Source organism: Acinetobacter gerneri DSM 14967 = CIP 107464 = MTCC 9824 (assembly GCF_000368565.1).
Lineage (GTDB): Bacteria > Pseudomonadota > Gammaproteobacteria > Pseudomonadales > Moraxellaceae > Acinetobacter > Acinetobacter gerneri.
This window is the reverse complement of record NZ_KB849542.1, coordinates 73,258-87,528: the sequence shown is the minus strand read 5'-3', so window position 1 is coordinate 87,528 and position 14,271 is coordinate 73,258. Positions and strand designations below refer to the sequence as shown.

Annotated in this window: 6 protein-coding genes, 1 pseudogene and 1 riboswitch; of the genes and pseudogenes, 6 read left to right on the top strand and 1 reads right to left on the bottom strand. The window is 39.5% G+C overall.

What is annotated here, in order from left to right; translation table 11 throughout:
* Positions 1 to 30 precede the first annotated feature (30 nt).
* The gene (locus F960_RS05955) at positions 31 to 762 is read right to left on the bottom strand and encodes a glycosyltransferase family 2 protein (RefSeq protein ID WP_004860773.1); all 732 of its coding nucleotides are present in this window, start codon (positions 760 to 762) and stop codon (positions 31 to 33) included.
* Positions 763 to 1,127: 365 nt separating this feature from the next.
* Between F960_RS05955 and F960_RS05950 the strand changes: the two genes are divergently transcribed.
* The 6 genes and pseudogenes from F960_RS05950 to F960_RS21460 form a co-directional block, all read left to right on the top strand.
* Complete coding sequence (locus F960_RS05950; RefSeq protein WP_004860769.1) at positions 1,128 to 3,290, top strand: malate synthase G; 2,163 nt, start codon at positions 1,128 to 1,130, stop codon at positions 3,288 to 3,290.
* 390 nt (positions 3,291 to 3,680) lie between these two features.
* A complete protein-coding gene (locus F960_RS05945) occupies positions 3,681 to 4,073 on the top strand; it encodes a septum formation initiator family protein (RefSeq protein ID WP_004860768.1) in 393 nt (130 codons plus the stop codon).
* Entirely contained in the window at positions 4,063 to 4,758 is a 696-nt protein-coding gene (gene ispD / locus F960_RS05940) for a 2-C-methyl-D-erythritol 4-phosphate cytidylyltransferase (protein ID WP_004860765.1), read from the top strand. Before F960_RS05945 ends, ispD begins: the two co-directional genes overlap by 11 nt.
* 300 nt (positions 4,759 to 5,058) lie before the next feature.
* Positions 5,059 to 6,324: a D-amino acid dehydrogenase gene (locus F960_RS05935; RefSeq protein WP_004860762.1), complete on the top strand. Its 1,266-nt coding sequence runs from the start codon at positions 5,059 to 5,061 to the stop codon at positions 6,322 to 6,324.
* 133 nt (positions 6,325 to 6,457) lie between these two features.
* A riboswitch (glycine riboswitch) is annotated at positions 6,458 to 6,544 on the top strand.
* Positions 6,545 to 6,694: 150 nt separating this feature from the next.
* Positions 6,695 to 7,939, top strand: coding sequence for a D-amino acid dehydrogenase (locus tag F960_RS05930; protein ID WP_004860759.1), 1,245 nt, complete (start codon positions 6,695 to 6,697; stop codon positions 7,937 to 7,939).
* Positions 7,940 to 8,344: 405 nt separating this feature from the next.
* Positions 8,345 to 14,271, top strand: a pseudogene (locus F960_RS21460) (hypothetical protein); the annotation flags it as partial.

Sequence of the window (14,271 nt, the reverse complement as noted above, 5' to 3'; positions counted from 1 at the left end):
CACTCTTTTTTTATGGATAAGCAAAATGGCTTATTGTCGATTGTTAAAATCTAAATGCAACTGTCTATAAAATGCTTTGTCTTTTTCCAACATTGGCAAATCATCTAAACTTAGTTGAGTTGTATATTGTTCCGAACAAAAATTCTTTTTTGAAACAGTATTGCTTGGATGAGCCAAGGCTAAGTGAACACTTTTGATATCAGGGAGTTGTAGCACTTTTGCATGATTTAAAAAATGACTTTCCTCTGCAAACTGAGCTGTAGCTTGGTAACGGTGCTGATCAAGTGCCGCAACTTTGTAGCACAAAACACCATTGCAGCTTGAATCAGGATAGAAAGCAGGAATGCGCAAGATACGATCGTGCGCGAGATCATAATAATAGTCTTCGGCTGAACCTGAAAATAACAAATCGGATTGGGAAAATAATAGATTGTACATTTCAGAAATATAGGTTGGTCCGTACCAATCATCATCATCCATACTGCAAATCATTTCAGCGCCCCAATTTTTTGCCATTTGATTGAGAAGATTGCGCTTTTCCCCTAAAGGTAATTTTTTTTCGAGCCACATATATTCGACAAATTTTTTATCTTGGAAATATATTGCATGGCTTGAAATTTGCGCTGAATCGTCTAAGACAAACCAACGCAATTCGAAACACGCTTGCTGTTGTTGTTCGATATAGGACAGTGTTTGGGCAAGAAAAAAATCACGTTGATAGGTTGGCGTTACGATCGCTATTTTAATTTTTTGTTTTGGCATTTAGCGACTCATCCCGCTTTACGATTTTAATATTTAACGATTTGTATAAATCATCGACATTTTTGCATATTCATGGCTTAATCACTAGGGGCATAAAACTGTATAAAATGAAAAATGATCAAAAATAATGGCACTTTCTTCACTTAAGTCTAATTTCGACATTTTCAAAACTTTATACACTGTGGAAAGAGTATTCAAATTGTTGATGTTGTTCATATCTTGATCTGTATTTTATTTGGGAATATCACCATGTATTCAATTTAAAATGCTTACTATTTAGGATCGTGATATTACTATTCAGCAAGGTATAAATCGGTATACTAAGAATCTCTTGTTATAAAAAGTAGCAATATTCAGGAAAGACAATGACTGCACGTATTCAAAAAGGCAAGTTAGCGATTGCTAAAGAACTCTACGATTTTATCGAAAATGAAGCTTTACCAGGTTCAGGTTTGGACAGTGAAACATACTGGAAGAATTTTGAACAAGTTGTTGTCGATCTTAGCCCAAAAAACAAAGCGCTTTTAGCGAAGCGTGATGATATTCAGGCTAAAATTGATGAATGGCACCGCAACAATAAATTTGAATTAGAAGCTTACAAAGCTTTCCTTAAAGAAATTGGTTACTTATTACCAGAAGTAGAAGATTTCAAAATCAGCACTGAAAATGTAGACGAAGAAATTGCATTATTGGCTGGTCCACAACTTGTAGTACCTGTGCGTAATGCGCGTTATTGCTTAAATGCAGCAAATGCACGTTGGGGTTCTCTATATGACGCATTATATGGTTTTGACGTCATTTCAGAAGAAGGTGGCGCTGAAAAAGGTAAGGGCTATAACCCTGTTCGTGGCGCAAAAGTTATCGAATTTGCTAAAAACTTCCTAGACGAAACTTTCCCACTTGCACAAGGTTCGCACAAAGACGTAACTTCGTATGTGGTTGAGCAAAATAAACTTGTTGTGACTTTAAAAGATGGCGCAAAAACATCTTTAAAACATGAAGCTCAATTTGTTGGTTTCAATGGTGAAGCATCTGCACCGACTCAAATCGTACTCAAAAACAATGGTCTACATGTAGTCATAGAAATTGATGCATCTAGCCCAATTGGTCAAACTGATACAGCGGGTGTTAAAGATTTAACATTGGAAGCTGCTGTAACAACGATCCAAGATTTGGAAGATTCGATCGCAGCGGTTGATGCTGAAGAAAAAGTTGAAGGCTACCGTAACTGGTTAGGCTTGATGAAAGGTACGCTTGAAGAGTCTATCGAGAAAAATGGTAAGACGATCACACGTAAACTTAATCCTGATCTAACGCATAAAAACTTGATCGGTGGTGAAACAAAAATTCATGGTCGTTCATTGATGTTGCTTCGTAATGTTGGTCACTTAATGACTAACCCTGCGATCTTGGTTGATGGTGCTGAAATCTATGAAGGCATCATGGATGCATTGATTACTCCATTGCTTTCATTTGCAGACATCAAAGGTCAAAACGAAATCAAGAACTCTCGTAAAGGTTCTATGTATATCGTTAAACCAAAAATGCATGGTCCAGAAGAAGTTGCATTTGCAGTTGAATTGTTCGAACGTGCGGAACAAGCACTCGGTTTACCTGCAAAAACTTTAAAAATCGGGATTATGGATGAAGAACGCCGTACATCTGTAAACTTGAAAAACTGTATTGCTCAAGCGAAAGATCGTACCATTTTCATCAATACTGGTTTCATGGACCGTACTGGTGATGAAATCCATACCTTTATGGAAGCTGGTCCTTTCGTTCGTAAGGGTGAAGTTAAAGCGCAAATTTGGTTCCCAGCTTACGAAAACCGCAACGTTATGGTTGGTTTACAAGCAGGTTTACGTGGTAAAGCGCAAATCGGTAAAGGCATGTGGCCAAAACCTGATATGTTGCTTGATATGTACAACAGCAAAATCGAACATCCTGAAGCAGGTGCAAGCTGTGCCTGGGTTCCATCGCCAACAGGTGCTGTGATCCATGCGATTCACTATCACAAAGTTTCAGTACCTTCACGTCAGCAAGAATTGTTGCAAACTGAAGCATTACCACTTGATGATTTGTTGACTCCACCGTTAGCAAAAGACACCAACTGGTCTGAAGAAGAAAAAACCAAAGAACTTGAAAATAACTGCCAAGGTATCTTGGGTTATGTGGTTCGTTGGGTTGACTTGGGTGTAGGTTGTTCGAAAGTTCCAGATATCAATAACGTTGGTTTGATGGAAGACCGTGCAACACTTCGTATTTCTTCTCAACACGTTGCAAACTGGTTACGTCACGGTATCGTAAGCAAAGAGCAAGTTGAAGAAGTGATGCAACGTATGGCTAAAATTGTGGATGAGCAAAATGCGAATGATCCAGAATATACGCCAATGGCACCTGGTTTTGATGGCTATGCATACCAAGCAGCTTATGATCTCATCTTTAAAGGTGGCGAACAGCCTTCTGGTTATACAGAGCCACTTTTACATGCTGCGCGTTTAAAATTAAAAGGTTATACAGGTGATTAATTCACCGAGTCTAATCATTTAATGTTTAGATATCTTTAAAATAAGTACAGCTTATTGATTAAACGTCCAATGGTTCACATTGGGCGTTTTTTTATATATCGGATTTTAAATGCAAAGTGTGTATGAGCTGAAAATATCAGATTGCTGAGTATATAAAATAGTCACTTATTTCTATGTTTTAAAAGTAGATTTGGGATATCAAATCTTTCAATAAATTTTAGTTTTAGATCGTTTTTTTGTGGAAATAGTGATGATTTGAATTTTTAGCTTTTTATCGAATAAAAGTTTTGTATAGTTTTGCATATTTTTGCAGGTTGATGTTTTTAGCCTATATAAATTGCTGTATATTAGCGTGTTAGTGGGTATAAGACATTTTAGACATAAAATAGTATGTTAGAAGTATTTAAGACAACTTCGAGTAAAGTGATATTGGTTGTTGCGCTGATTATTGTTGCAGCACTGCAATATAGCTTTTGGTACGGAGAGGGAGGGTATTTCCCTCATCAAGCCTTGCTTGATCAAATCAAACAAGAAGCAGCAGTCAATACTGAGCTGAAAGAGCGTAATCGCATTTTAGCGGCTGAAGTTTATGATCTGAAAAATGGTGCAGAAGCAATTGAAGAGCATGCACGTTTAGATCTAGGTCTAATTAAGCCACATGAAACTTTTGTGCAAATGAGTACCGTCAGTACCAATTATAAACCTATTTATCTTGATCCAAGTTTGAAACAAAATACTGGAAGTGAAGATGGTGATGGAGCTCTGACAGAAGATGCCCACTAAAATTTGGGCAGTGATCCCTGCTGCTGGTTCTGGAAGTCGTTTTTCAAAAACCGAGTTAAAACAATACCAACTGATCCAAGAAAAAACTGTGATCGAACATACTGTTCAGCGCTTAAACGATCTGCCGTTAGCGGGTTACGTTTTGGCGATTTCAGCAGATGACGACCTTGCTCAGACTTTGCCATTTTCAAACAAAGATAAAGCACATTTTTGTCAGGGTGGCAAAGAGCGCGTTGATTCTGTCTTAAATGCCTTAAATTATCTCAGTAAAATCGCCGATCCGAATGATTTGGTTTTGGTACATGATGCTGCTCGTCCATGTGTGAGTTTTGAGTCTTTACAGCAATTATTGCAAACTGCACAGGATAAAAGTTGTTGTGTAATTTTGGCTGTACCCGTACGTGATACTTTAAAGCAGGTTTTATCTGGAAATAAGATCGAAAAAACAGTGAGTCGTGAGTTTTTATGGCAAGCTCAAACGCCTCAAATTGCGCCGTTAAGTATATTGAAAAATGCGATTGAACAAGCATTGGCTGATCAAGTAGTGATTACAGATGAAGCAAGTGCTTTGGAGCATGTCGGCGTAAATGTTGAAGTTGTGCAAGGGCGTTCTGATAATATCAAAATAACCTATTATGATGATTTACAATTGGCTAAGCTGATTTTACAGTCGCAATCACATTAATTTACCGAATTATTGATTTTATTATTTTAAATAATTCTAATCGAATAAGGGCTTTTAAGTTCTGAAATGATTCTAAAAGTCCATTTAATAAGATAAAGACAACAATTAGGTTGATTAGAGCCTTATTTTTATGTGCTAAGTGTAAAGAAAAAGTGCTAAAACAGATATTACAATAATCAATTATTCATGCTAATTTTATAACATCGAATTATTTTTAAGCAAAATTAGAACCCTGTTTTTCAGTCGGCATAGTCATAACAACCTAGAACATTTTATAACTCAAGATACTGAAGGTGCTTTATGCATATAATCGTAATGGGTGCAGGGGTCATTGGAACGACTACAGCATATTATCTCAATAAAGCAGGTCATGAAGTCACTGTGATTGACCGTCAACCGGGCGTTGCTCTAGAAACCAGTTTTGCCAATGCAGGTCAAATTTCTCCAGGTTATGCATCACCGTGGGCAGCGCCCGGTGTGCCTTTAAAAGCATTCAAATGGCTATTTCAACATCATGCACCACTTTCGATCAAATTGACTGGCGATTTTTATCAGTATCATTGGATGGTACAAATGCTGGCTGAGTGTAATACTCACCGTTATAAAATCAATAAAGAACGAATGGTGCGCTTGTCCGAATATAGCCGTGATTGTTTGAATGAATTGCGTGCAGAAACAGGGATCCATTTTGATGAAAGACAACTGGGTACTCTACAACTTTTTAGAAAACAACAACAATTAGATGCTGCTGAGAAAGATATAGCCGTATTAAAAGAAGAAGGCGTACCGTATGAGCTGTTGGATAAAAAAGGGGTGATACAAGCAGAGCCTGCATTATTGCAAGCGACAGTGGACTTTGTTGGAGGCTTAAGACTTCCCAATGATCAGACGGGAGATTGTCAAAAATTTACAACCGAATTGGCGGAGCTCGCTGCCAAGCAAGGCGTAAATTTTTTATTTAATTCAACTATTGAAAGTGTAGAAAAACAACTAGATAAAATAACTGCGGTCAAACTCAAAGATGGTCGTACAGTCAAAGGCGATATTTATGTGATGGCGACAGGAAGTTTTAGCCATGAAATGTTGCATCAATTGGATATCGAAGCGCCAGTTTATCCTTTGAAAGGCTATTCGATCACTACTCAGATTTCAAATCCAGAATTGTCACCCGTTTCAACTATTTTGGATGAAACCTATAAAATTGCCTTAACACGTTTTGATGAACGTATTCGTGTAGGTGGTATGGCGGAAATATCTGGATTTGATTATTCATTAGAGCAAGGTCGTGAGGAGACGTTGTTGATGGTTTTACAACAATTGTTCCCATTGGCAAGCGATATGAGTAATGCAAATTTTTGGACAGGTTTACGTCCAGCAACTCCTGATGGCACACCGATCGTCGGTAAAACCAAATATACAAATTTATATACCAATACAGGGCATGGAACGCTAGGCTGGACAATGTCTTGTGGTTCTGCACAGTTATTGGCAGATTTGATCTCAAATCAAACACCAAAAATTCAAGCAGATGATTTGGATGTAAGTCGTTATATTTCAAAATCTTAACTAGGAAAATATCGTTAAATTTAGCATTTGGGCTTATGAAGTTGAATAGATGGCATATTTATTGCTCCATAGTTCATCATCAATTGTTCATAAAATAGCGATATATTTGAGAAAGAGTGTGCAATAAAAACACAAAATGAATGCAGGAGAGCAGTGCTAAACACTCGCCGAAGGAGCAACGACCCCGGAAACTCTCAGGCAAAAGGACTGTATTCATGACCAAAATCTGGAGAGTAGCTGTTTTTTTATAGATTAATAGCTCACCGAAGGGGATGGTATAGATTTGAAATTTATAAATTTATATCGAAACTCTCAGGTACAAGAGACAGATGGGGCATACGTTGGAAGATCATATTTCAAGGAGTGTGCTATGTGTCATATTGTGATTGTTGGATCTGGGATTACTGGAGTGACCTCCGCCTATGAGTTGATAAAAAAAGGTTATCAAGTCACTGTCATCGATCGGCATCTTTATCCTGCCATGGAAACCTCATTTGCCAATGGTGGGCAGTTGTCTGCATGTAATGCAGAAGTCTGGAATCAAAAATCAACTGTACTGAAAGGCATTAAGTGGATGGCAAGAAAAGATGCACCTTTATTGCTCAATCCTTCGTTTGATTTACATAAATATGCATGGTTGGTTGAGTTCTTGGGGCAAATTAAGCATTACCAAGAAAATACAAGAGAAACAGTGCGTCTTGCATTGCTGGCACGAGAACGATTATTTCAAATTGCTGAACAAGAAAATATTCAGTTTGATTTGGAAAAACGTGGGATTTTACATTTTTACCATAATGAAAATGATTTTAAAATTGCGACCCAAGTCAATGATCTATTGTGTAGTGGTGGTTTAGAACGTCATGCAGTCAGCGCAGATGAGATCAAGCAAATAGAACCTGCTTTGACAGGAAAATATTATGCTGGGTTTTATTGTCCAAAAGATGCAACGGGTGATATTCATAAATTTACTGTGGCATTGGCAAAAGTAGCAGAGCGTCTAGGCGTTAAATATTTATTTGGCTATGACGTGATGGATATAAAAAAACAAGAGCACGCAGTTTCAATCCAATATCAAGCAAGTATAGAGAACATGCAGTCAGATGCAGAGCAAATTGAAACTCTGCAAGCTGATGCTGTCTTGGTTTGTGGTGGTGTGGGGAGTTATCAGTTGTCGCATCAATTAGGTGAACGAATCAATGTTTATCCTGTAAAGGGATATTCGATTACGATCAATCTGTTAGATCAACACAGTGTTGATGTCGCGCCGTGGGTGAGCTTGTTGGATGAAAGCGCAAAAATTGTGACTTCACGATTGGGTAAAGATCGCTTACGTATAGCAGGTACTGCCGAATTTAATGGCTATAATCGGGATATTCGGGCAGATCGAATCCAACCTCTGATTGATTGGGCAAATCGTAACTTTAATATTTCAACTAAAAGTTGTGTGCCTTGGGCGGGGTTACGTCCAATGATGCCCAATATGATGCCTGTGGTACGGCAAGGTAAAAATGAACGTATTTTTTATAATACAGGTCATGGTCATCTAGGGTGGACATTGTCTGCGGCAACCGCAGCGATGATTAGTGAAAAAATAGCTTCTGTTCATCCACTTTGAAATATTATAAATAAAAATTTAAAAGTATAGATTTAAGCTAAATCTATACTTTTACTTATATTATTAGAAAAATTATGTGAAAATAATAAAAATATATTAAAAGTCATCCTAATAATTTGACTATTCTACGTAAAATACTCACCAACACAGTTTCTTATTTAATTATTCCATTCAAAAAGATAAGTATTTGTTAACTTAATCTATAAAATATTTTAATAATTATTCAAATATTAATTGCTCAAAGAATAAACATAAACTATCCTAAAACAATAACAAGTTCACACTTTAACACAACAATCTATATTAAATCACAGAATAAAAAGTGATGTTTTGAGGAATTCCCCCATGAATAAGGTATATAAAATTGTATGGAACAAGGCTTTAGGTGTTTGGGTCGTTGTCTCCGAACTCGCTAAAGCTGGAAAAAAAAGCAGTAAAGTGACGGTTGTTGGTGGCATTTTAGTTTTAAGTGCAGTGCAATTAAGCCATGCTGAGATGGCTATCACGGACTCAAATGGTACTTCGATTATAGCGGGTGATGGCTTATATATTGAAAATGGCCCAACATTGTCCAGAGAGGTTTTTGATGCAAATGGTTTGTATCTTGCAAATTTAGCTGATGGTCTGGTCACAGCTTCGAGTCAAGACGGAATTAATGGCTCTCAACTCTACAATTCGATGAGTAATGTTGCGACAGCGATTGGTAAATCAGCACTTATAGATTCTAATACGGGTGAGATTACTGTTCGAAATGTTGCAGGAACAAATCAAAATACGATTGATGATGCGATCAGCTTTGTTAAAACAACAGCTGATAACGCGCTGAAAACTGCAAATTTAGGTTTGAATTTTTCTACAAATGGTGCAAATCCTAGTAATATCCCTTTGGGTGGAACGGTTGATTTTTCTAATGGGAAAAATACTACAGCAACTTATAATTCTTCAACAAAATCATATCAATATAGCGTAGTTGATGCGCCAAATTTTGCTGGGAAAGTGACAGCACAAGGCTTCGATGCAAGCAATCAAGTTATTTCAAATGTTGCAAATGGTGTCGCACCGAATGATGCTGTAAATGTGGCGCAACTTAAGGCACAACAAACTCACTATTATAGTGTGAATGATAATGGCAGCACTGGTGCAAATTATAATAATGATGGTGCAACAGGTAAAAATGCCATTGCTTCAGGTGTAGGTGCAGTTAGTAATAGTGAAAATGGAGTTGCCATAGGTTCAAATGTAAATGCTGAGACAGTATTAACACCAATAAATGGACCGACAACTGGTGATATCGCCATTGGTAGTAATTCAAAAGCGGCTGGAGGTATCGTTGTTGGTAGTAATTCCAGCACCAAGGGGATTGGTAATGAAGTTGTACTTGGAAATAATAATACTGCTGTAAATCAAAATTTTAATAATAGAAGCAGTGTAGCCATTGGTTATAATAATTCTAGTTTAAATGGCGGCGTAGCAATAGGTGCCAACGGTGTTGCAAAAGATAATGCGGTTGCTGTTGGCTACAACACGAGTGCTGGATTTAATTCAGTTGCAATAGGTGATGGTTCAAATTCAGCAGATTATGCAATTGCGATCGGTAGTGCCAATGCTGTTGGAACAAATTCTGTAGCAACTGGTTTATTTGCATTTACTCAAGGTGAGAATGCTGTTGCTGTAGGACGAGGGGCAGCTGGTCTTGGTGCCAACGCTGTTGCACTAGGTAACACGGCAGTTGCTCTGGGAGATAACACTACTGCGCTAGGTAATGCTACAAATGTATCTGTGGACAAAGGCGTGGCATTAGGTGCAAGTTCTGTATCAAATACAGCGGCAGGAGCTGCGGGGTATGATCCGAAAACCTCAGCAGCTTCTACTGATACGACTAGTACTTGGAAAAGTACAGCAGGTGCTGTGTCTATTGGAGACAGTGCAAATAATATTACCCGTCAAATCACAGGCGTAGCGGCGGGGAGTCAAGACACTGATGCTGTAAACCTTGCACAGTTAAAAGCTGTGAAAACATTGGCATCTTCAGGTTGGACAGCGACTGATGGGACGACACCTGCCAATATTGGACCTGGTGGCTCAGTCAAATTTACTGGTGATAATAACGTAGCTGTTCAGCAAACGGGTACAGATAATAATGCTGAAATTGCAGTTAATTTAAATAAAAATATTGATTTAACAGAAAATGGTAGTGTGGCTGTTGGCGACACATTAGTTAATTCAGAAGGGTTGAGCATTACAAATGGTCCAAGCTTTACTGCTACTGGTATAGATGCGGCAGGATTGTATATTGCTAATGTTGGTGATGGTCTAATCACAGCACAAAGCAAAGATGCTGTAAATGGATCACAACTCTATGCTGCACAAAGTAATTTAGCTGATCTTATCGGTCCGAGTGCAATGATTGACTCTGGAACAGGAGAAATGACTGCAAAAAATATCGGTGGAACCACATCTTCTACAATTGATGGTGCCATTGGAATCGTTAAAACGACTGCTGATACTGCATTAACGACAGCCAATAAAGGGTTAAATTTTGCTGTGAATGGTGGCACAGCAACAAATCTACCTTTGGGAAGCACTTTAAATATGGCTGATGGTAAAAATACCAAAGCCACATTTGATCCTGTAAGCAAAACGTATAAATATGATGTTGTCGATGCTCCTGTTTTTGCTGGTAAGGTTACAGCGCAAGGTTTGGATGCATCATCTAATAAAATCGAAAATGTGGCTGCAGGTCAGGCTGATACAGATGCGGTAAATTTAGCTCAACTTAAGGCGCAAGAAACGCATTATTACAGTGTGAATGATGGTGGAACTCAGGGTTCAAATTATAACAATGATGGTGCGACAGGTACTAATGCATTGGCTGCAGGTGTGAATAGTACAGCGAGTGCGACAAATGGTATTGCAATGGGTAATGGTGCAATTGCGGCAAGTGCCAACAATTCAATAGCGATTGGTAGTGACGCTAACGTACAAACTTTATCAGGTATTGCAATTGGTAGTGGTGCCTCTGTAAATGCAAAAAATACAGCAGGAACTGGAGAAGGGTATTGGGGTGTTGCACTGGGTAACAATTCGAGCGTAACGGGTGAATATGGGGTTGCGATTGGTGGTGGTAATGTCGGTTCTGGTGCGGGTGGCGGTGGATCAAATAATGCCGGTGTACATGGCGTTGCGGTAGGTTATAACAGTAATGCTGGGTATAACGGAACAGCACTTGGCTATATGGCAAATGCGCCGGGTAATTATAGTAGTATACTTGAGGGCGGTTACAGCGTAGCTGTAGGATACAAGGCAACTACAGGTACTTTTGGTTACGGAACAGCACTCGGTTCATTTAGTAATTCATCTGGAATAGGTTCCGTCTCATTAGGTAATAATTCAACTTCATCAGGTACTGGAAGTGTTGCTTTAGGTGGTGCAGCATCACAAGGGAATGGTGCGCAAGCAACAGGTAGTTCAGCCATTGCTATTGGTGGAGCAGGCATACTTGGATCTGCAACAAAGGCAACGGGTACAAATTCGATTGCTATGGGGGGACAGGCGAATGTGGCAGGAGCTAATTCAATTGGCATAGGTGCCAGCGCAAATGTTGCAAATAAAAATACAGTGGCAGTAGGTAACTCGATTAAATCGACTCAAGATAATAGTGTGTTATTGGGGAATGCGACGACTGACCGAGCAGCAACCGTAGAAACAGGTATGGTTATTGCGGGACTAAATCAAAATTTTGCAGGTAAAGGTTCAGTAGCAAGTGGTGTGGTGAGTGTCGGTGGTAAAGGAACCGAGCGCCAAATTATAAATGTTGCAGCAGGTAATGTAAGTGCAACAAGTACAGATGCTGTTAATGGTTCACAATTGTTTGCAGTTACAAATGGTCTGAGTAATGCTGGAACAAACTATGTTGCGGATAATGCGACAACTGTACATAAAAATCTCGGTGAAACGCTCAGTGTTTTGGGTGGAGCAACGGGAGAATTAACCTCAGGCAACATTGGTGTCAATTCTGATGCTAATGGCAATCTCAATATTGCGTTGGCTAAAGATGTTGATCTTGGTGATACAGGTAGTTTAAAAGTTGGCCAAACTCTTGTAAATAATGATGGTGTGGCCATTGGTAATGATGTCAACTTAACCGCAAGTGGGTTAAAGGTTGGAACGATAGTTGCCGATGCAACAACTGGAAAAATCACAGGTTTAACTGCTGGTACAGTAGCAAGCGACTCTAAAGATGCGATCAATGGCAGTCAGCTTTATGGTGTCTCAGACAGCTTTAAAACTGTGATTGGTGGTAATGCTGCAGTGAATCCAGACGGCACTGTAACTACCTCAAACATTGGTGGTACAGGCAAAGACAATGTCAATGATGCAATCCAAGCCATTGATATAACTGCCAAAGCTGCAAAATCAACCGTGGTTGCAGGTAAAAACACCTTAGTTACGCCAACCACAAATCCTGATGGTTCAACCGAATATAAAGTCGAAACAGCAGATGATGTTGATTTTAACTCTGTAACAGCAAGTTCATTAACTGTCGGTTCAATTAATGCCGATGCAAGCACAGGCAAGATCACAGGCTTGACTGCAGGTACAGTGGCAAGCGATTCAAAAGATGCAATCAACGGTAGTCAGCTTTATGGTGTCTCAGACAGCTTTAAAACGGTGATTGGTGGTAATGCAGCAGTAAATCCTGATGGTACTGTAACTACATCAAACATTGGCGGCACTGGCAAAGACAATGTCAATGATGCGATTCAAGCCATTGATACAACGGCCAAAGCCGCAAAATCAACAGTGATTTCAGGTAAAAACACCCTTGTAACGCCAAGCACCAATCCAGATGGATCAACTGAATATAAAGTTGAAACAGCAGATGATGTAGATTTCAACTCTGTGACAGCAAGTTCATTAACTGTTGGCTCAATTAATGCTGACGCAACTACAGGCAAGATCACAGGTTTAACTGCAGGAACAGTAGCAAGTGATTCAAAAGATGCGATCAATGGCAGTCAGCTTTATGGTGTATCGGATAGCTTTAAAACGGTGATCGGTGGTAATGCAGCAGTAAATCCTGATGGTACTGTAACTACATCCAACATCGGTGGCACAGGTAAAGACAACGTCAATGATGCAATCCAAGCCATTGATACAACGGCAAAAGCTGCAAAATCAACTGTCATTGCAGGTAAAAACACGCTTGTAACGCCAAGCACAAACCCAGATGGTTCAACCGAATACAAAGTCGAAACCGCAGATGATGTTGATTTTAACTCCGTCACAGTGGGTGCAATCCGTGCCGATGCAAGCTCAGGTAAAATCACAGGTTTGACTGCGGGTACAGTGGCAAGCGATTCAAAAGATGCGATCAATGGCAGTCAGCTTTATGGTGTATCGGATAGCTTTAAAACTGTGATTGGTGGTAATGCTGCAGTGAACCCAGACGGCACAGTGACTACATCAAACATCGGTGGCACAGGTAAAGACAATGTCAATGATGCAATCCAAGCCATTGATACAACCGCCAAAGCCGCAAAATCAACAGTGATTGCAGGTAAAAATACACTTGTGACACCAACCACAAATCCTGATGGCTCAACCGAATATAAAGTCGAAACAGCAGATGATGTTGACTTTAATTCAGTCACAGTGGGTGCAATCCGTGCCGATGCAAGCTCAGGCAAGATCACAGGTTTAACTGCTGGTGCAGTAGCAAGTGATTCAAAAGATGCAATCAACGGCAGTCAGCTTTATGGCGTATCGGATAGCTTTAAAACGGTGATCGGTGGTAATGCTGCTGTAAATCCAGACGGCACTGTAACCACATCCAACATCGGTGGCACAGGTAAAGACAATGTCAATGATGCAATCCAAGCGATTGATACAACCGCCAAAGCCGCAAAATCAACAGTGATTGCAGGTAAAAATACCCTTGTTACGCCAAGTACAAATCCTGATGGCTCAACTGAATATAAAGTTGAAACTGCAGATGATGTTGATTTTAACTCCGTCACCGTCGGTGCAATCCGTGCCGATGCAACAACTGGAAAAATTACAGGTTTAACTGCGGGTACAGTAGCAAGCGACTCTAAAGATGCGATCAATGGCAGTCAGCTTTACGGCGTATCGGATAGCTTTAAAACGGTGATCGGTGGTAATGCTGCCGTAAATCCTGATGGCACTGTGACTACATCGAACATTGGCGGTACAGGCAAAGATAATGTTAATGATGCAATTCAAGCGATTGATACAACGGCCAAAGCCGCAAAATCAACTGTCATTGCAGGTAAAAACACGCTTGTTACCCCAACGACAAATCCTGATGG

Excerpts from the sequence above, each read along its gene's own strand:
- F960_RS05935 (WP_004860762.1), top strand. The coding sequence starts at position 5,059 with ATGCATATAATCGTAATGGGTGCAGGGGTCATTGGAACGACTACAGCA.
- F960_RS05950 (WP_004860769.1), top strand. The coding sequence starts at position 1,128 with ATGACTGCACGTATTCAAAAAGGCAAGTTAGCGATTGCTAAAGAACTC.
- ispD (WP_004860765.1), top strand. The coding sequence starts at position 4,063 with ATGCCCACTAAAATTTGGGCAGTGATCCCTGCTGCTGGTTCTGGAAGT.
- F960_RS05945 (WP_004860768.1), top strand. The coding sequence starts at position 3,681 with ATGTTAGAAGTATTTAAGACAACTTCGAGTAAAGTGATATTGGTTGTT.
- F960_RS05955 (WP_004860773.1), bottom strand. The coding sequence starts at position 762 with ATGCCAAAACAAAAAATTAAAATAGCGATCGTAACGCCAACCTATCAA.
- F960_RS05930 (WP_004860759.1), top strand. The coding sequence starts at position 6,695 with ATGTGTCATATTGTGATTGTTGGATCTGGGATTACTGGAGTGACCTCC.